Raw genomic sequence first — 18,270 nt, 5'->3', positions numbered from 1 at the left:
CCCCCCCCCCCCCCCCCCCCCCCCACCACCCTCGCCCGCTCCCCCGCCGCGTGGCGCGGGACGAGCGTCAGACGGACAGCTCGACGCTGCCCGCGCCCTGCGCCCGGGCCACCTGGTCGCCGAGCTGCACGGCCCACGGTGCGCGGGCGTCGTCCGAGGTGACCGTGACCCGCGCCCCCTCACGGACGGTGCGGAACGTCGTGGCCGCCCCCGTCTCTGACGGCACGGTGGTCGTCGAGTCGTGGCCGTCGGGCAGCTCGAACAGGCGCAGGGTCACGGCGTCCGCCCACTCGTAGTCGGGGCGGTCGGTACGCGCGCCGACCGGCAGCACGGTGCCCGGACGGACAAGGAGCGGCAGCGAGTCGAACCCGTGACGCTCCGCCACCCACCGCGGACCCGAGACGGTGCTCCCGTCGAGCAGGTTCGTCCAGCGCCCCTCCGGGACGTAGTACTCGACGTCGCCCTCGGCCGTGAAGACCGGCGCCACGAGCAGCGAACCGCCCAGCATGTACTGCGTGTCGACCCCGAAGCCCCCGCGGTCGCCCGGGAACTCGAGCACCATGGGCCGCATCATCGAGATCCCGTCCCGGTGCGCCTCCTCCGCGACCCCCGCCAGGTACGGCATGAGCGAGAGCTTGAGCCGCGTGAACCGCCGGGTCACGTCGACCGCCTCCTCGTCGAACGCCCACGGCACGCGCACCGAGTCCGAGCCGTGCAGCCGACTGTGCGAGGACAGCAGGCCGAACGCGAGCCACCGCTTGAAGACCCCCGGGTCCGGGACCCCCTCGAAACCCCCGATGTCATGGCTCCAGTACCCGAAGCCGGACATCGCGAGCGAGAGCCCGCCGCGCAGCGACTCGGCCATCGACGCGTACGTCGAGTCGCAGTCACCACCCCAGTGGACGGGCAGCTGCTGGCCGCCCGCGGTCGCCGACCGTGCGAACAGGACCGCGTCCCCCTCGCCACGCTCGCGCTCGAGGAGCCGGAAGACCGCCTCGTTGTAGAGCTGCGCGTAGTAGTTGTGCATCTTCGCGGGGTCCGACCCGTCGGACCACACGACGTCGTCGACCGGGATGCGCTCGCCGAAGTCGGTCTTGAAGCAGTCGACCCCCTGGTCGAGCAGGTCCTTGAGCTTGCCCAGGTACCACTCGGTCGCTTCGGGGTTCGTGAAGTCGACCAGGCCCATGCCCGCCTGCCACTTGTCCCACTGCCACACGCCGCCGTCGGTCGTGCGGAGCAGGTACCCCGCCTCGCGGGCCTCCTCGAACAGCGGCGAGCGCTGCGCGACGTACGGGTTGATCCACACGCAGATCTTGAGGCCCTTGTCCTTCAGCCGGCCCAGCATGCCCTCGGGGTCCGGGAACGTGCGCGGGTCCCACTCGAAGTCGACCCACTGGTACTCGCGCATCCAGAAGCAGTCGAAGTGGAAGACCGACAGCGGCAGGTCCCGCTCGGCCATCCCGTCGATGAACCCGCTCACGGTCTGCTCGTCGTAGCTCGTCGTGAAGGACGTCGTGAGCCACAGCCCGAACGACCAGCCCGGGACGCGCGCGGGGCGTCCCGTCAGCGCGGTGTACCGCGTCAGGACCTCCTTGGGCGTAGGGCCCGCGACCAGGTAGTACTGGAGCGACTGCCCCTCGACCGAGAACTGCGCCCGCGTGTTGATCTCCGAGGCGACCTCGAACGACACGAGCTCGGGGTGGTCGACGAACACGCCGTACCCGCGGCTGCTCACGTAGAACGGCACGTTCTTGTACGCCTGCTCGCTCGACGTCCCGCCGTCGGCGTTCCAGATGTCGACCGCCTGCCCGTTCTTGACGAACGGCCCGAACCGCTCCCCCAGCCCGTACAGCTGCTCGCCCGGCGCGAGACTCAGCTGCTCGTGCACGAAGTGCGCACCCCCGTGCGCGGCGTCGGCCTGGACCGCGCCCACGGCCTTGTGCAGGCTCGACGTCACGACCTGCCCGTCCTGCTCGACGTCGACGCGCCAGCCGCCGTCCCGGTGCACCCGCACCGCGAGCGGCCCCGAGCGCAGCACGCCCGCGGCGTCGTCGACCGAGATCTCGGGGCGAAAGCCCTCCTCGCGGTGGAGCTCGAAGTGCGGACCACGCCGCACCCCGCCGCTCAGGTGCTCGATCCGCACGCCGATCACCCCCGGTGCGGGCGACGAGTAGGTGACCGTCAGGAGCGGCCGGTTGAGCGTGTCGCCACGACGCCGGATCACGGCGGTCGGGGCGTACACCGTCATCGTGCCCGCCGCGGGGTCCGCGCGGACGTCGTCGACCTGGGCCGGGTGGAGCGGCGAGAAGCCGTCACGGACCTGCCAGTAGCCGTCGGTGAACTTCATGGGTGCTCGGTTCCTTCGGGGTAGGTGCGATCACTTCACGGCGCCGGCCGTGACGCCTCGCGTCAGGGTGCGCTGGAAGATCAGGAAGAAGATGACGGCGGGGACGAGCGAGACCAGCGCACCCGCGTTGGTCGTCGTGGCGTCCATCATCCGGTCGCCCTGGAGCGAGGCCAGCGCGATCGGGATCGTCTGCGTCGCGTTGGTCGTCAGCATGACCAGCGGGATGAAGAACTCGTTCCAGGTCCAGATGAAGAAGAAGATCATCAGGACCGAGAGCGTCGGGCGCACGACAGGGAAGACGATCTTCCACAGGATCTGCCAGCGCGTGGCGCCGTCGAGCGCCGCGGCCTCGAGCAGCGCGGGCGGGAAGGTGCCCAGCACCGACGACAGGAGGTACGTGCCGAACGCCGACTGGATGACCGTGAAGATGATGATCACGGACCACTGGGAGTTCGACAGGCCGACCTGCTGCGCCATGGTGAACAGCGGGTAGACCAGGGCCTCCTGCGGCAGCATGTTCGCGAGCAGGAACAGCATGATGATCCACAGGCGGCCCTTGACCCTCCCGACGCCGATCGCGTAGGCGTTGAGCAGCGAGAGCAGCGTGCCCCCGATCGCCACGGCGGCCGAGATCCAGATCGAGTTGAGCAGCTTCTGCGGGAAGTCGACCCGCTCCCAGAACGCCACGACGCCGTCGAAGTACAGGTGCGTCGGCCAGCTCAGCGGACCGTCCTGCGAGTACTCCGCGGGCGACTTGAACGCGTTGAGGAGCATGATGACGAACGGGGCGAGCATCAGGAGCGCGAACAGCGCGGCGGCGGCGAGCACGAACCAGCGCCCGATCCCCCGACGGTGCCGCTGGTCGGGGCGCGTGGCCCGCAGGACCTGGTCCCCCGTGGTCTCGTCGACGGACGGGGACAACGTGTCGGTGGCCATCAGCGGCCTCCTTCTTCACGGCGCTCGGCGCGGGCCTGCAGGGCGAGGATGACGAGGGCGACCACGACGATCACCAGTGTCAGGACGGTGGCCACGGCAGCGCCGTAGCCGACCTTCGACTTGTCGAAGAAGTTGAGGTACGAGTAGTAGCTGGGGACGAGCGTCGAGCTCTCGGGGCCGCCACGGGTCAGCACGTAGATCGGGCCGAAGACCTTGAGCGCGGCGACCGTGCAGGTCAGGACCACCACGAACGTCTCGGGGCGGATCTGCGGCATCGTGATCGCGCCGAACCGGCGCCACCACCCGGCGCCGTCGAGCTCGGCCGCCTCGTACAGCTCGGGGTCGACCCGCTGGAGCGCCGACATGAAGATCACGACCGGGTAGCCGATCTGGACCCAGACCAGGACGGCCATGACCGTGGGCAGCGCCGTGGTCGTGGACCCGAGCCAGTTGGGCGGGTTCTCGAACCCGATCGAGCGCAGGACCACGTTGAGCGCGCCGGTCTGGGAGTTGAGGATCCAGTTCCACAGCACGCCTGCGACCGCGACCGGCAGGATCTGCGGCAGGTAGTAGGTCGCGCGCAGGAAGGCCGCGACACCGCCCCCGAACCGGCGTCCGAGGTAGTCGAACAGGACGGCCGCGAGCACGAGGCCGATGATCGTCGGGACCACGACCATCGCGAGGATCATCGCGACCGAGTTCCGGAACGAGGTCCAGAACTGCTCGTCGGCCATGAGGGCGGCGTAGTTGTCGAGCCCGACGAACTTCTTCGGGGCCATACCGCCCTTCCACTTGAAGAGGCTGTAGTACACGTTCGTGGCGAACGGGATCAGGATGACCACCGTGAAGGCGACCGCTCCCGGGATCAGGTAGGGCAGGTACCCCACCCAGCGGGGTCTGCTGCGCCGCGAGCGCGCGGCTCGTGCTCGCTCGACCGCAGGGGCCGGCGTCTTGACAGTGCTCATGGTCTTTCCTCGTCGTCGGGTCCTCGGCCCCGGTGGGCGGGTGGTCGCCCGCCCACCGGGTCCCTGCGCTGCGGATCAGCCTTCGAGCAGGTCCGCCTTGCCCTCCTCGTACGGGCCTGACAGGCCGTCGAGGACCTCGGCCGGGGTCTTGGACTTGTTGACGAGCGACTGGAGCTGGCTCACGAGCACGTCGTAGTAGCCCGCGACGGGCCAGTCGGGGTAGAACGCGAGGCCGTCGGCAGCCAGGATGTCGTTGAAGTTCTGCGTGAGGGCCTGGGTGCGCTCGTCCGTGATCGCCGAGACGTCACCCGCGACGGGCAGCCCGCCCGCCTCGCCCAGGATGTTCTGCACCTCGGGGCGCAGCGTGATGTCGATGAACTCCTCGGCGAGCGACTTGGAGTCGGCGTTGGTCGGGACGACCCACAGGTTGCCCGACGACCCCACCTGCAGCGTGTTGCCCGGGAAGTTGAACTGGCCCCAGTCGGCGTCCATCTCGTCGACGATGCGCCCGAACCACCACGAGCCGGAGACCATCATCGGGTAGGTGCCGTTGATGAACGAGACGCCCATGTCCTCGGCCGTGAGAGCGGCGGAGTCGGAGGCGATGTAGCCCTTGTCGATCCAGTCGGCGAGGGTCTCGGTGGCCTCGGTCATCTCGGGGCCCTGGAAGTCGACGTCACCGTCGAACAGCTGGTAGGCGTCGACGAAGTCCTGGTCCGCGTTCGCGAGGACGAGCTCGTACCAGAGCTGCCCGAGCGGGTACTCGGCGCCGGCCTCGGCGAGCGGGGTGACGCCGGCGGCCTGGAAGGTCGCCATCGCGGTCTCGAGCTCGGCGAGCGTCGTCGGGACCTGGACGCCGTACTGCGCGAACATGTCCTTGTTGTAGTAGACGCCCACGAACTCGCCGTAGTTCGGCACCCCGTACCACTCGCCCGACCCCATGAGGCCGTTCTCGTCGTACGTCGCGGTGGTCTGGAGCGACCCGCTGAGGGTGGTGTCCCAGCCGCGCTCCTTGGCCGCGTCGGTCAGGGGCGTCAGCAGGCCCTGCGACGCGAGCTGCCCGGCGGTCGCGTTCCCCTTGTTGTACTCCATGACGTCGGGCACGTCGTCGCCCGTGAGCACGATCTTCGCGTTCTTCTGGATCTGCTCGAACGTCTGCTTCTGGACGTCGACCGTGACGTCGGGGTTCTCGTCCTCGAAGATCTCGATCGCCTTGGCCCAGGCCTGGCCCATGGCCGACGTCTCCGACTCGTAGTGCCAGATCGTGAGGGTCTTGTCGTCGGAGTCCCCTCCGCCGCTCCCTCCTCCCGCACAGCCCGCCAGGGCGAGTGGGAGCGCTACCAAGGCAGCGACAAGAGGCTTCCGTGTACGCAACATGACTCTCTCCTCATCATTGAGCGTCGGCGCCAGCGCCGATCGTCTGGTCCTGCACCGGCGAGACCGGCGGACGTGCACCGGCGGACCGCCGGTCGTGACCTCGGCGCCTCGGGATCGAGGCCGCGGTCGGGGCCGAGCACCCGGGGTCAGGGCCCCCGGACAGGGGCGGGGCCGACGCTCGCGCCGGCCTCGAGGTCGCACGGGACGAGGACGGGCGCGTGCGCCCTGCCTGCGTCGTCGATCCGCGCCACCAGGGACTGCACACCGAGCCGCCCGAGCTCGGCGCCCGGTGCGTGCATGGTGGTCAAGGGGGGTGTGCTCATCGCACCGACGCCGGGCGAGCTGACGATGCCGAGCACCGAGACGTCGCCCGGGACCGAGAGCCCGCGCGCCTGCAGGCCCGACATGACGCCGAACGTCGCGATCTCGTTCATCGTGACGAACGCGGTGAGCGACGGGTCCTGCTCGAGCAGCTCGCCGACGGCGGCGCGCCCGGCCTCGGCCGTCTCGTCGCACAGGAGGCTTCTCCCCACGAGCCCGCGGCGCTCCATGGCCGCGGCGAACCCCTCGTCGGCACGCAGGGTCGGGCCGTAGCCCGCCGCGGCGCTCTCGGCCGAGTGGTTGATGAACGCGATCCGCCGGTGGCCCAGCGCGGCGAGGTGCTCCACGGCGGCCTCGGTCGTCGCGGCGAAGTCGATGTCGACGTACGGGCGACCCTCGAGCTCCCGCGTGCGTCCGATCATCGTGTAGGGCACGCCGGCCTCGTGGAGCACCTCGACGCGCGGGTCGTCGAGCCGGACCTCCATGAGCAGGACCCCGTCGGCCATGCCCTGCTGCGTCAGGTCGCGGATCTCGGTGGCCTCGTGGGCCGCGAAGGGCCAGAGCACCAGGTGGTACCCGGCCTCGCGAGCGGCAGCGGCGGCGCTCGTGACGAACTCCGAGACGGTCCCGCCGATCCCGGTCTCGGTCGCGGGGAAGATCAGGGCGAGGACGTGGCTCCGGCGCGAGGCGAGCCCCCGAGCCATGGCGTTGCGGTGGTACCCGAGGTCCGTCATGGCCGCCTCGATCCGGGCGCGTGTCTCGTCGGAGATCTTGCGCGTCCCGTTGAGCGCGTACGACACCGTGCTGAGCGACACGTTCGCCCGCGCGGCCACGTCCTGCATGGTCACCATCTCGCCACCTCCTCGTGGTCGGCCCCGCCCTCGGGGATCGAATCGTCGAAGCGCTTCGTCGAAGCGCTTCGATTGAATACGAGTATTGACTGAACTATTGCGATCCGTCAACCCCTCTCCCGCGAACGACGGCGGCCCGGCGCCGAGCTCTCGCTCGGGCCGGGCCGCCGTTCGGGCGTCGTCGCAGGTCAGGCGACGTCCGCCAGGATCTCTCGGGGTCAGTCGGTGACCAACGCTCCACCACGCCAGACGCCGACTGGGTGGAGGTCTGCGTCGGTCACGACGACGTCCGCCCGACGACCGGCCTCCAGCGCGCCGATGTCCGCGCGCCCGAGCACACCGGCCGGCGTCAGCGACGCCGCCTTGACGGCATCGACCAGCGGGATGCCGAAGCCCACGGTCGCGCGCACCACGTCGAGCAGGTGGAACGTCCCCCCGGCGATCGACCCCTCGGGCGTCCCGTCGTCGAGGCGCGCGACGCCGTCGGCGACCGTGACCGCCATCGGACCGAGCTGGTACGTGCCGTCGGCCATGCCCGCGGCCGCCATCGCGTCCGTGACGAGCACGATCGCGTCCGGCCCGACGAGCTCGAACACGCTGCGGACCGTCCCGGCCGCGAGGTGGGTGCCGTCCGCGACGAGCTCGACCACGAGGTCGCCGCGCGCCGCGGCCGCGAGGCACGCGGCGATGGGCCCGGGGGCGCGGTGGTGCAGCGGGCGCATGCCGTTGAAGAGATGCGTCGCGGTCACGCGGGGCGCAGGACCCATCTGCTCCCCCGCCGCGACGAGTGCGGCCCGACGCGCGGCGAGCGCCGCGACCCCCTCGGCGATCGCGGCATCGGTCTGCTCCGACGACGCGTCGGTGTGCCCGACCGAGGGAACCGCGCCGACCTCGACCAGGGTCTCGACGACCCCGCCCGGCCCCGTGTTGCCCGGGACCTCAGGGGCGAAGGTCATGGTGCGGACGTGCCCGCGCCCGGCCTCGGCGATCGCCCGGACCAGGTCGGGGTCTCCCGCGAGCATGTCGTGCGGGTTCTGCGCGCCGCAGCGCACCTCGGACAGGAACGGTCCTTCCAGGTGGATGCCCGCGATCTCGCCCGCGTCCCCGAGCTCGGCGAGCGTCGCGACCCGGCGCAGCAGGGTCTCGCGCTCGGCGGTCACGAGCGACGCGACCAGGCTCGTGGTCCCGTGGCGGCGGTGCTCGCGGACCGCGACGAGGGCCTCCTGCGCGTCGGCAGCGTCGGGGAAGCTCGCACCTCCACCACCATGGTTGTGCACCTCCACGAGGCCCGGCAGGACGACCTGCCCCTCGGCGGGCTCGGCCGCAGCCTCGACCTCGGCCGCGTATCCGGCCGCAGCGGCGTCCCGACGTTCGCCGACCCACGCGATCGCCGGACCGTCGAGCACCACGACGCCGTCCTCGATCACCTCCTGCGGGGTCACGACCCGGCCCCGCACGGCGGTCCGCCCGGCGGGCGGCGCCTCCCCCGACGAGGACGCAGGCGTGGAGGCGGACGACAGCGGGGCGGGGTTCGACGTCATGGCCTCATTCTTGCGTACTTCGTTCGGACGACGCACGAATGGTCGCGAGGACCCTCGAGGTGGGCCGAGTGATGAGACGCAACCGTCAGAGGTCGCGCAGGAGTCGGCCCGCCGCCCGTGCGAGGTGCCCGATGTACAGCCGCTGGAACGTCGGGACCAGGAGGCGGACCATCGAGACCCACCGGACCGCAGGGTTGCTGAAGACGTCCACGACGAACCACACGTCGCCCGCCGCGTCGCGTTCGAGCACGAAAGACTCCTCCCCCACGAACACGTGCCCCGGCAGGGTTCCGTAGCCGAAGCCGATCCGCTGCTCCTCGCGCTCGACCCACACGATCTCGCACGGTTCGCTGAGACGGACGGGCCCGAGGCCCAGCCGCGTCGTCACGAGCCCACCGGGCTCGGCGACGGGGGCCGAGGTCACGATCTGCACGCGCGCACGGGCGTGCACCTGCCAGGTCAGGAGCAGCTCGCCGAGGCGACCGAGCTCGTCGACCGAGCAGGGCCGCTCGGAGATCCGGTGGCGCAACCGCAGGTGCGCATAGCCTGCTGGTAGCTCTGCGGACCGGGTGGCTCCCACCTCGGGGTAGGTCGTGCGGGGCTGCGTCATGCCTGTCTCCGTCCTGGGCTCCTGCTAGGTCTGTGTGCCGAGAGGTCGTGATCTTGCAGCACCGGAGCCCGGCCCCCCGGGTTCGCTCCGCCCCGGGCGAGCCGCAGGCCGAGCACCGTGCACAGGGCGAAGCCGAGCGCGTTCGCGACGCCGTGCGTCGCCGCCATCTGCCCGATGCTCGGGTGCGGCACCCCCGTGGCCTCACCGACGGCCCACCAGACTGCGAGCAGCATCGACGCCACGACCGCGACGGAGCCCGCCACGAGGAGCGCCCGCGCGGCCCGCCGGGCCGGGATGCCGAGCACGGCCCAGGCGGTGCACCAGAGCGCGCCCGTCAGCACGAGCGCACCGACCAGCTCGGCGACGTTCCCGACGAAGTACCCGACCAGGACCAGGCCGGTCCCCAGCGGCACCCCGGCCGCGCCGACGCGCGCAACGGTCGAGGGCCCCGTTCGGCCGGCCTCGGGGCGTCTGCCGCTGAGGCCGGCGGCCAGCCCGGCGACGAGCGCCGCCGCAAAACCCGCGAAGAGCATGTGCGGCACGGTCAGCGTCAGGTACGTCCCCGAGAACCCGAGGAGGCCCCATCCTCCGCGGTCGGCGAGCATCGCCGCTGCACCGACCCCCGGCATGACGAGAGCGACGCCGACGGCGAGCCGCACCTCGGGCGGTCGAGGCGCCGTCGGGCCGGGAAGGGCGACGCGGACCGCCGCGACCGCCAGGACCGCGGACGCCACCAGGAACGGCGCCGTCGTCGCCTGCGCGAGCGGCCCCCGCGGGAGCCAGGATCCTGCGGCCGTGACGGCTCCTGCCACGGGCCACCACACGCTGCCCGCCCCCGGGACCGTGCGCGGCCCGAGCAGGGTCAGCCCGAGCGGGAGCATCACCACGAGCCCGAAGGCCACCACGAGATCCACGAGGACCGCGGTCGCGGGGCTCACGTCAGGTCCTGAGCGACGCGGTCAGGCGCAGGAGGTCGTCGACGACCTTGCGCGCCACCGGGAGGCGGGAGAGCCGGACGAGCGTGCCGACGATCGGGCTCGCCCCGGCGACGAGGCGCCGCGTCCGCGCGGTGCCCGACGACGAGTCCTGGACCCAGAAGAGCGTCACCCCGAGGTTCGCGAGCCACAACAGCTCGGGGAGCTGTGCCCGCAGCGCGGCGGGCACCGCGGGCGAGGCCCCCGCGACGACGTCCTCGAAGATCGCGAGCGAGAGCTCGCGCGCCTCGCGCGAGGCGTCGCTGAAGGGGTTGGCCGCAGCGCCAGGACGGATCGCGACCGAGACGAACTCGGCGGCGAACGAGTGGTAGGGCGTGAACACGTCGATCCCCGCGTCGAGCACGAGGCGCAGGCGCGCGGCGAGCGTCCCACCCTGCACGAGCGCATCGTCCACGGCCCGCCGGTGCGCCCGCTGGACGTCGACGTAGAGCTCCTGGACCAGGTGGTCCTTGGACGGGAAGTAGTAGTACGCGTTGCCGGTGCTCACCCCGGCCCGGGTGGCGATCGCGCGCATGGTCGTCGCCTCGTAGCCCTGCTCGCGCAGCATCCCGAGCGCCGCGTCGAGGACCCTGGCGCGGGTCTGCACGGACTTGGGCGTGGCGGCCGGGACCGCACCGGGCGACGGCGCGGTCACGCGCTCCGCCGTAGCTCGCGAGAGTTTTTGAACATGTTCAAAAACATAGCACGAGAAGAGCCCGCCCAGCCACGACGGCCGGACGGGCAGCATTCACGACGACGCCGCCGAAGGACCAGGACCCTCTGCGCGACCACGGGCACGCGACCACCGGGCCGCGATCGCGGCGAGGCGACCGCCGCGAGGCGACCTAGAACAGGCGCGAGTCCACGTCGTCGACCCCGCGCATCGCGTCGTAGTCCAGGACCAGGCACCCGATCCCCCGGTCCGTCGCCAGGACACGCGCCTGCGGCTTGATCTCCTGCGCAGCGAACACGCCCCGCACCGGCGCCAGGAGCGGGTCCCGGTTCAGCAGGTCCAGGTAGCGCGTGAGCTGCTCGACACCGTCGATGTCGCCCCGACGCTTGATCTCGACCGCGACCGTCGCACCGTCCTTGTCCCGGGCCAGGATGTCGACCGGGCCGATCGCCGTCGGGTACTCGCGGCGGATCAGCGTGTGCCCCGTCCCCAGGAGCTGGATCTGGGCGGCGAGCATCTCCTGCAGGTGCGCCTCGACCCCGTCCTTGATCAGGCCCGGGTCCACGCCCAGGTCGTGGGCCGAGTCGTGCAGGACCTCGTACAGCTCGATCTCGAGGCGGTCGTCGCTCTTCGCGTGCTGGACCGCCCAGACCTGGGTCACGCCACGCTCGCGCGCCGACTCGTCAGGCTCCGAGACCGCCATCGAGCACGGCGGGCTCATCCAGTTGAGGGGCTTGTACGAGCCGCCGTCCGAGTGCAGCAGCACGCTGCCGTCTGCCTTGACGAGCAGCACGCGAGTCGCGAGCGGGAGGTGGGCCGAGAGCCGGCCGGTGTAGTGAGCCGAGCACTGGGCAACCACGAGACGCACGAAGAACTCCTCAGACGGGGACAGAAGGTGGCGGCGGGACAGCGCGGACGGCCTCTCGTGGCCGAGAGCCCCGGCCCGGGACGACGTCCACGGGCGACGCTAGCATCCCGCCGCGCCACGCAGCCGGGCTCAGACCACCACGCCGCGACGGCCGGGGGGCGCAGCCTCGAGCCACGACGCGAGGCCGGCGTACGCGCCGCTAGACATCGTCAGCTCGAACCGGACGTCCTCGTACGAGCACTCCACGAGGAAGAGGTCGCGGTCCCCGTCCAGGGGGCGGCGCGAGACGATCACGAGGTCCTGACGCCGCCACGAGCGGGACGGACGCAGAGACAGGGACCAGCAGCGCCACCAGTCGATGCGTCCCACGCCGTAGTGCGCGATCCCCAGCGACCAGGACGCCTGCCCGTCCCCTGCGGGGCGGGCGCTGCACTCGAAGGACCCCACCCGGTGGGAGATGGCCCGAAGACGCAACGCTCCCAGCCCGACCACGAGCGCGACTGCGAGAAGCAGTCCGATCGCGATCCAGGCGGGGAGCGGCACGTGTGCTACCTGAGCCCGTCAGTGGCCGGAGACGCCGGCGCCGTCGAGCACCTCTGCGTCGTCCACCACGAGCATGACCTGGTTGGAGTCCACCGAGAGGAACCCACCGGTGACCTTCACGGCGACCTTCTCGCCGTTCGCGCCGGTGATCCGCACGGTGCCCTCACCGAGGACGGACAGGAGGGGCGAGTGGTTCACGAGGATACCGATCTCACCGTCGGCGGCGGGCGCGCTCACGGCGCGCGCGTCCCCCGACCAGATCTTGCGGTCCGCCGCCACGAGGTCGACGTTCAGCTGTGCCACTTCAACTCCTTCATGTCGGTGCACGGGTCTGACGAAGCGCGCCGCGTGCCCGACCCCAAGGCCCGGCGCGCGGCGCGCTCACGTCGTCTCAGACGCCGTACTCCTTCTGGATACGGGCCCAGTTGCGCTCGAGGTCCTCGAGGCCACCGATGTTGAAGAACGCCTGCTCGGCGACGTGGTCGAACTCGCCGTCCGCGATCTTCTTGAAGGCCTCGATGGTCTCCGTCAGCGGAACCGTCGAACCGACGACACCCGTGAACTTCTCGGCCATGTACGTGTTCTGCGAGAGGAACTGCTGGATGCGGCGAGCACGCGCCACGACCGTCTTGTCCTCCTCCGAGAGCTCGTCCACACCGAGGATCGCGATGATGTCCTGGAGCTCCTTGTTGCGCTGGAGGATGGACTTCACACGCGTCGCGACGTCGTAGTGCTCCTGGCCCACGTAGCGCGGGTCGAGGATGCGCGAGGACGAGGTCAGCGGGTCGATCGCCGGGTACAGACCCTTCGAGGCGATCTCGCGCGAGAGCTCCGTGGTCGCGTCCAGGTGGGCGAACGTCGTCGCAGGCGCCGGGTCGGTGTAGTCGTCGGCAGGGACGTAGATCGCCTGGAGCGACGTGATCGAGTGACCACGCGTCGAGGTGATGCGCTCCTGGAGCAGACCCATCTCGTCGGCCAGGTTCGGCTGGTAGCCCACCGCGGAGGGCATGCGCCCGAGCAGCGTGGAGACCTCGGAACCGGCCTGCGTGAAGCGGAAGATGTTGTCGATGAAGAGCAGCACGTCCTGCTTCTGCACGTCACGGAAGTACTCCGCCATGGTGAGCGCGGAGAGCGCGACGCGAAGACGCGTGCCCGGCGGCTCGTCCATCTGGCCGAAGACGAGGGCCGTCTTGTCGAAGACGCCCGCCTCCTCCATCTCGACGATCAGGTCGTTGCCCTCACGGGTGCGCTCGCCGACACCGGCGAACACCGACACACCACCGTGGTTCTGGGCGACACGCTGGATCATCTCCTGGATGAGGACCGTCTTGCCGACGCCCGCACCACCGAAGAGGCCGATCTTCCCACCGAGCACGTACGGCGTCAGGAGGTCGATCGACTTGATGCCGGTCTCGAACATGGTGGTCTTCGACTCGAGCTGGTCGAACGCCGGGGGCTTGCGGTGGATGGGCCAGCGCTCGGTGATCTCGAGCTTCTCGCCCTCCTGGAGGTTGAGGACGTCGCCGGTCACGTTGAACACGTGGCCCTTGGTCACGTCGCCCACGGGGACGCTGATCGGCGAACCCGTGTCGGTGACGACGGCGCCACGGACCAGGCCGTCGGTCGGCTTGAGGGCGATCGCACGGATGAGCGAGTCACCCAGGTGCTGCGCGACCTCCAGGGTCAGGCGGAAGGACTTCTCGCCCTCGCCCTGTCCGGACAGGTCGATGTCGACGGTCAGCGCGTTGTAGATCTCGGGGATCGCGTCCGACGGGAACTCGATGTCGACGACGGGGCCGATCACGCGGGCGACACGGCCCACGCCGGGTCCGCTCTGGTGCTCGACCTGGGCTTCCACGGTGGTGGCGGTCATTACTGGCCTCGCTTCGCAGGGCCGGAGACAGCTCCGGCAGGTTCGGTGCAGGTGAAGGAAATCGTCAGGTTCGTCATGCGGTGCCTCACGACGCCGCGAGGGCGTCGGCACCGGAGACGATCTCGCTGATCTCCTGGGTGATGTCGGCCTGTCGTGCCTGGTTCGCAAGTCGCGTGTACATGCGGATCAGGTCCTCGGCGTTGTCCGTCGCAGTGTGCATCGCGCGCTGGCGGGCAGCCAGCTCCGACGCGGCCGCCTGCAGGAGGCAGCTGTAGATGCGGCTGCGCACATAGCGCGGCAGCAGTGCGTCGAGGACGGCCTCGGGCGACGGCTCGAAGTCGTACAGCGGCAGGACGTCGTTCTGCCCGACCGGCGCGACCCCTTCGACGACCTCGAGGGGAAGCATCCGGACGACGCGGGGACGCTGCGTCACCATGTTCACGAACTGCGTGTACACGATGTGCAGCTCACCGACGCCACCCTCGTCCGCGGGGGCGAGGAAGGCGTTCAGCAACGTGTCGGCGATCTCTCCGGCGACGTCCGACGACGGCGAGTCCGAGCCACCGGTCCACGAACCGGCGAGCTCACGGTGACGGAAGGTGTAGTAGGTCACTGCACGACGCCCGGCGGCGAAGAGCGCGACCTCCTTGCCCTCGTGCGTGAGGCGCTCCACCAGACGCTCGGTCTCGCGGATGATCGACGCCGAGTAGGCGCCGGCCATGCCACGGTCCGAGGCGACGACGAGCACCGCGACCCGGTTGGTGTCGGTGCGCTCGGACGTCAGCGGGTGCCGGGTCGTCGAGTGCGTCGCGACGGCCGAGACCGCCGTGGTGATCGCCTGGGCGTAGGGGCCCGCCTCGGACGACCGGGCGCGAGCCCGGCCGATCCTCGACGCAGCGATGAGCTCCTGCGCGCGGAACATCTTCTTGAGGGACTGCGTCGACTTGATCCGCTGCTTGTAGACGCGCTGGGATCCGGCCATGTCAGGCCTTCTTCTGCCGGACGATCTGCTCCTGCTCGACCACGACGGCCTCTTCCTCGTCCGACTCCCCGCCCACGAGGGGGGTGCCGTCGGCCGTGAGGAAGCCGTTGCGGAAGTCGTCGACGCCCTGGGCCAGCGCGGCCTCGGTCTCGTCCGACAGCTTGCCGGTGTCCGCGATCGTGCTGAGCACGTCGGTGTTGCGGCGCAGGTGGTCGAGCAGCTCGCTCTCGAAGCGGCGCACGTCCTCGAGGGGCACGTCGTCGAGCTTGCCCTTGGTCCCGGCCCAGATCGAGGCGACCTGGTCCTCGACCGGGTACGGCGAGTACTGGCCCTGCTTGAGCAGCTCCATGAGGCGAGCCCCACGGGTCAGCTGGCCGCGCGACGCCGCGTCGAGGTCCGAGGCGAACATCGCGAAGGCCTCGAGCGAGCGGTACTGGGCGAGCTCGAGCTTGAGCGTGCCCGAGACCTGCTTCATCGCCTTGACCTGTGCGGCACCACCGACACGGGACACGGAGATACCGACGTCCACGGCGGGGCGCTGGTCGGCGTTGAAGAGGTCCGACTGGAGGAAGATCTGACCGTCGGTGATCGAGATGACGTTGGTCGGGATGTACGCCGACACGTCGTTCGCCTTGGTCTCGATGACCGGTAGACCCGTCATCGAGCCCGCGCCCAGCTCGTCCGAGAGCTTGGCACAACGCTCGAGCAGACGGGAGTGCAGGTAGAAGACGTCACCGGGGTACGCCTCGCGGCCCGGCGGGCGACGGAGCAGCAGCGACACGGCACGGTAGGCCTCGGCCTGCTTCGACAGGTCGTCGAAGACGATGAGGACGTGCTTGCCGCCGTACATCCAGTGCTGGCCGATAGCCGAACCGGTGTAGGGGGCGAGGTACTTGAAGCCCGCCGGGTCCGACGCGGGGGCCGCGACGATCGTCGTGTACTCGAGGGCACCGGCCTCTTCCAGCGCGCCGCGGACGGCGGCGATGGTCGAGCCCTTCTGGCCGATCGCGACGTAGATGCAGCGCACCTGCTTCGAGGGGTCGCCGGTCTCCCAGTTCGCCTTCTGGTTGATGATCGTGTCGGTCGCGATCGCCGTCTTGCCCGTCTGGCGGTCACCGATGATCAGCTGACGCTGACCACGGCCCACCGGGATCATCGAGTCGATCGCCTTGAGGCCGGTCTGCAGCGGCTCGTGGACCGACTTGCGGTCCATGACACCGGGGGCCTGCAGCTCGAGGGCGCGGCGGCCCTCGGTCTCGATCTCGCCGAGTCCGTCGATCGGCTGACCCAGCGGGTCGACGACGCGACCCAGGTAGCCGTCACCGACGGGGACGGAGAGGACCTCTCCGGTCCGGCGGACCTCCTGGCCCTCCTCGATACCGGTGAACTCACCCAGGACGACGACACCGATCTGGCGAACGTCCAAGTTCAGGGCAAGGCCGAGGGTGCCGTCCTCGAAGCGCAGCAGCTCGTTGGCCATTGCGCCCGGAAGGCCTTCCACCTGGGCGATGCCGTCAGCGGCGAGGGTGACGCGACCGACTTCCTCGGTCACCGCGCCCCCGGGCTCGTAGGACTTCACGAAGCTGTCCAGCGCGGCCCGAATCTCGTCGGGCCGGATCGTCAGCTCAGCCATTGCTCTTCTCCTGTCGTGGCCACCCCGCGGTGTGCGGGAGCGGTCGAACGTTCTTGTCAGTTCGCCGGCTCGGGAGCCGGCGGGGTGTCGACGACACCGGGGGCCGCGAGGACCTCAGTGTTCGGGCGAACAGGTCAGCTGACCAGTCGTCTGCGTGCGTCGACCAGGCGCGAGAGGACCGTCGAGTCGACGACGTCCGCCCCGACCTGGATGCGCATGCCGCCGAGGACCTCGGGGTCCACGGTGACGTTCAGCTGGACTGCCCGGCCGTAAGCGCGCTCGAGGAGCGCGGACAGACGGTCCTGCTGTGCCTGGCTGAGCACCGTGCCCGACGTCACCGAGGCGACGAGGCGACGGCGACGACGTGCGGCGACGTCCCCGAGCCACACGAGGGTGGCGACGAAACGACGACCACGAGGTGCCACGGTCGCCCGCTCCGCGAGGAACTGGGTGACCGGGTCGACCTTGCCGGCGAGCAGCGCGTCGACGAACGCCTTGCGACGAGCGGGGTCGGTCGAGGTCTCCGTCAGCACGCGACGGGCCTCGCGCTCTCCGACGAGCGACCGCGTGATGCGGAACAGCTCGTCCTCGACGCGCTCGAGCGCACCGCGGGCCTCGGCCGAGGCCAGGACCGCGTCGACGCCGAGGTGCTCGACGGCGTCGGCGATGTCCGCGTCGTGGGCCCAACGGTCCCGGGCGAGCCCGGAGACCAGGTCGACCACACGACCGTCGAAGCCCTCACGCAGCAGGTCGGCCACGAGGGCCGCCTTGTCCTCGCCGGACCGCGACGGGTCGGCGAGGGCGCGGCGCAACGGCACGGAGCCGTCGAGCGCCGCGGCCACGGTGAGGAGCTCCTCGCCCAGGGCGAAGGCACCCTCGCCCGCGGCACGCAGCACCGGCTCGAAGCGGTCCTGGGCCTGCGCGAGGGAGGCTCCGCTCGTCCCGCGCATCAGCCCTCCTTGCCGTTGGCCGCCGCGCTGGCAGCCCCGGCTCCCGCTGCCTCGAGCTCGTCGAGGAACCGGTCCACGACACGCGACTGACGTGCGGAGTCCTCGAGGGACTCGCCGACGATCTTCGAGGCGAGCTGGGTCGCGAGCGTCCCGACGTCGTTGCGCAGCGAGACCGACGCCTGCTGGCGCTCGGCCTCGATCTGGCGGTGTGCCGTCTCGACGATGCGAGCGGCCTCCTCGCCGGCCTTGACCTTCTGGTCGGCGACGATGGCCGTTCCCTCGGCGCGAGCGTCCTCACGGATCTTCGCGGCCTCGGTGCGTGCCTCCTGCAGCTGCTGGTGGTACTCCGCGAGTGCCGCAGCGGCCTCGGCCTGAGCGGACTCGGCCTTCGCCAGGCCACCCTCGATCTTGGCCGTGCGCTCGTCGAGCACCGCCTGGAACTTGGGGAGGACCATCTTGTAGAAGACGAACGCGATGATCACCAGGACGATCGCAGACCAGAAGAGGTCGTAGAACGGCGGGAGGAACAGCTTGATGGGGTCGACCTCGCCAGACTCTGCGGCGAGGACCGCCTGGGGGCCGATGGTCGACATCAGAAGATGAAGCCAGCGACGAAGCCGAGCAGCGCGAGGATCTCGACGAAGGCAAGACCGATGAACATGGTGCCGCGGAGCTGGCCGGCGACCTCGGGCTGGCGGGCCATGCCCTCGACCGTCTTGCCGATCAGGATGCCGAGGCCGATGCCCGGGCCGATCGCGGCGATGCCGTAGCCGATGGTGTTGATGCTGCCTTCGACAGCGGCGAGGGTGGTGACGTCCACGGTGTT

General features: G+C 70.6%; 18 protein-coding genes. All 18 read right to left on the bottom strand.

Annotation, left to right across the window (positions count from 1 at the left end; all coding sequences use genetic code 11):
• Window positions 1-67: 67 nt before the first annotated feature.
• The 18 genes from yicI to atpE all read right to left on the bottom strand — a co-directional run bounded on the left by yicI (window position 68) and on the right by atpE (window position 18,264).
• On the bottom strand, window positions 68-2,347 hold the full coding sequence (yicI, locus tag WFH32_RS05945; RefSeq protein WP_336706488.1) for an alpha-xylosidase: 2,280 nt from the start codon (window positions 2,345-2,347) through the stop codon (window positions 68-70).
• A gap of 30 nt (window positions 2,348-2,377) precedes the next feature.
• A complete protein-coding gene (locus WFH32_RS05940) occupies window positions 2,378-3,283 on the bottom strand; it encodes a carbohydrate ABC transporter permease (protein ID WP_138823553.1) in 906 nt (301 codons plus the stop codon).
• Window positions 3,283-4,248, bottom strand: a complete 966-nt coding sequence (locus tag WFH32_RS05935) for a carbohydrate ABC transporter permease (RefSeq protein ID WP_336706486.1) — start codon at window positions 4,246-4,248, stop codon at window positions 3,283-3,285. Before WFH32_RS05935 ends, WFH32_RS05940 begins: the two co-directional genes overlap by 1 nt.
• A gap of 75 nt (window positions 4,249-4,323) precedes the next feature.
• Entirely contained in the window at window positions 4,324-5,592 is a 1,269-nt protein-coding gene (locus WFH32_RS05930; protein WP_225227493.1) for an ABC transporter substrate-binding protein, read from the bottom strand.
• 179 nt (window positions 5,593-5,771) lie between these two features.
• Window positions 5,772-6,797: a LacI family DNA-binding transcriptional regulator gene (locus WFH32_RS05925; protein WP_191794103.1), complete on the bottom strand. Its 1,026-nt coding sequence runs from the start codon at window positions 6,795-6,797 to the stop codon at window positions 5,772-5,774.
• A gap of 218 nt (window positions 6,798-7,015) precedes the next feature.
• Window positions 7,016-8,338, bottom strand: coding sequence for an N-acetylglucosamine-6-phosphate deacetylase (locus tag WFH32_RS05920; protein ID WP_191794104.1), 1,323 nt, complete (start codon window positions 8,336-8,338; stop codon window positions 7,016-7,018).
• Window positions 8,339-8,423: 85 nt separating this feature from the next.
• Window positions 8,424-8,948, bottom strand: a complete 525-nt coding sequence (locus WFH32_RS05915; RefSeq protein WP_191794105.1) for a DUF1990 family protein — start codon at window positions 8,946-8,948, stop codon at window positions 8,424-8,426.
• Window positions 8,945-9,886 (bottom strand): YndJ family protein, encoded by a 942-nt coding sequence (locus WFH32_RS05910; RefSeq protein ID WP_336706481.1) that lies wholly within the window; start codon window positions 9,884-9,886, stop codon window positions 8,945-8,947. Before WFH32_RS05910 ends, WFH32_RS05915 begins: the two co-directional genes overlap by 4 nt.
• 1 nt (window position 9,887) lies before the next feature.
• The gene (locus WFH32_RS05905) at window positions 9,888-10,577 is read right to left on the bottom strand and encodes a TetR/AcrR family transcriptional regulator (RefSeq protein WP_336706479.1); all 690 of its coding nucleotides are present in this window, start codon (window positions 10,575-10,577) and stop codon (window positions 9,888-9,890) included.
• Between the two features lie 190 nt (window positions 10,578-10,767).
• Window positions 10,768-11,463, bottom strand: a complete 696-nt coding sequence (gene nucS, locus WFH32_RS05900) for an endonuclease NucS (RefSeq protein ID WP_030149951.1) — start codon at window positions 11,461-11,463, stop codon at window positions 10,768-10,770.
• 129 nt (window positions 11,464-11,592) lie between these two features.
• On the bottom strand, window positions 11,593-12,006 hold the full coding sequence (locus tag WFH32_RS05895; protein WP_191794108.1) for a DUF2550 domain-containing protein: 414 nt from the start codon (window positions 12,004-12,006) through the stop codon (window positions 11,593-11,595).
• Between the two features lie 18 nt (window positions 12,007-12,024).
• Window positions 12,025-12,309, bottom strand: coding sequence for a F0F1 ATP synthase subunit epsilon (locus WFH32_RS05890; protein ID WP_191794109.1), 285 nt, complete (start codon window positions 12,307-12,309; stop codon window positions 12,025-12,027).
• A gap of 88 nt (window positions 12,310-12,397) precedes the next feature.
• The gene (atpD, locus tag WFH32_RS05885; RefSeq protein WP_138823534.1) at window positions 12,398-13,879 is read right to left on the bottom strand and encodes a F0F1 ATP synthase subunit beta; all 1,482 of its coding nucleotides are present in this window, start codon (window positions 13,877-13,879) and stop codon (window positions 12,398-12,400) included.
• Between the two features lie 85 nt (window positions 13,880-13,964).
• On the bottom strand, window positions 13,965-14,861 hold the full coding sequence (locus WFH32_RS05880) for a F0F1 ATP synthase subunit gamma (protein WP_191794110.1): 897 nt from the start codon (window positions 14,859-14,861) through the stop codon (window positions 13,965-13,967).
• Window position 14,862: 1 nt separating this feature from the next.
• Window positions 14,863-16,494, bottom strand: a complete 1,632-nt coding sequence (gene atpA / locus WFH32_RS05875) for a F0F1 ATP synthase subunit alpha (protein WP_336706476.1) — start codon at window positions 16,492-16,494, stop codon at window positions 14,863-14,865.
• Between the two features lie 134 nt (window positions 16,495-16,628).
• Window positions 16,629-17,444 (bottom strand): F0F1 ATP synthase subunit delta, encoded by an 816-nt coding sequence (locus WFH32_RS05870; protein ID WP_191794112.1) that lies wholly within the window; start codon window positions 17,442-17,444, stop codon window positions 16,629-16,631.
• Window positions 17,444-18,037: a F0F1 ATP synthase subunit B gene (locus WFH32_RS05865; protein WP_191794113.1), complete on the bottom strand. Its 594-nt coding sequence runs from the start codon at window positions 18,035-18,037 to the stop codon at window positions 17,444-17,446. Before WFH32_RS05865 ends, WFH32_RS05870 begins: the two co-directional genes overlap by 1 nt.
• A complete protein-coding gene (atpE, locus tag WFH32_RS05860) occupies window positions 18,037-18,264 on the bottom strand; it encodes an ATP synthase F0 subunit C (protein ID WP_030149959.1) in 228 nt (75 codons plus the stop codon). Before atpE ends, WFH32_RS05865 begins: the two co-directional genes overlap by 1 nt.
• Window positions 18,265-18,270: the final 6 nt, after the last annotated feature.

It is taken from the genome of Oerskovia sp. USHLN155 (assembly GCF_037145535.1).
In the GTDB taxonomy this organism is placed as follows: Bacteria; Actinomycetota; Actinomycetes; order Actinomycetales; family Cellulomonadaceae; genus Oerskovia; species Oerskovia rustica.
This window is presented reverse-complemented; position numbering and strand designations above follow the sequence as displayed.

Excerpts from the sequence above, each read along its gene's own strand:
- atpA (WP_336706476.1), bottom strand. The coding sequence starts at position 16,494 with ATGGCTGAGCTGACGATCCGGCCCGACGAGATTCGGGCCGCGCTGGAC.
- atpD (WP_138823534.1), bottom strand. The coding sequence starts at position 13,879 with ATGACCGCCACCACCGTGGAAGCCCAGGTCGAGCACCAGAGCGGACCC.
- WFH32_RS05925 (WP_191794103.1), bottom strand. The coding sequence starts at position 6,797 with ATGGTGACCATGCAGGACGTGGCCGCGCGGGCGAACGTGTCGCTCAGC.
- WFH32_RS05940 (WP_138823553.1), bottom strand. The coding sequence starts at position 3,283 with ATGGCCACCGACACGTTGTCCCCGTCCGTCGACGAGACCACGGGGGAC.
- WFH32_RS05870 (WP_191794112.1), bottom strand. The coding sequence starts at position 17,444 with ATGCGCGGGACGAGCGGAGCCTCCCTCGCGCAGGCCCAGGACCGCTTC.
- WFH32_RS05865 (WP_191794113.1), bottom strand. The coding sequence starts at position 18,037 with ATGTCGACCATCGGCCCCCAGGCGGTCCTCGCCGCAGAGTCTGGCGAG.
- WFH32_RS05935 (WP_336706486.1), bottom strand. The coding sequence starts at position 4,248 with ATGAGCACTGTCAAGACGCCGGCCCCTGCGGTCGAGCGAGCACGAGCC.
- WFH32_RS05880 (WP_191794110.1), bottom strand. The coding sequence starts at position 14,861 with ATGGCCGGATCCCAGCGCGTCTACAAGCAGCGGATCAAGTCGACGCAG.
- WFH32_RS05915 (WP_191794105.1), bottom strand. The coding sequence starts at position 8,948 with ATGACGCAGCCCCGCACGACCTACCCCGAGGTGGGAGCCACCCGGTCC.
- WFH32_RS05920 (WP_191794104.1), bottom strand. The coding sequence starts at position 8,338 with ATGACGTCGAACCCCGCCCCGCTGTCGTCCGCCTCCACGCCTGCGTCC.
- yicI (WP_336706488.1), bottom strand. The coding sequence starts at position 2,347 with ATGAAGTTCACCGACGGCTACTGGCAGGTCCGTGACGGCTTCTCGCCG.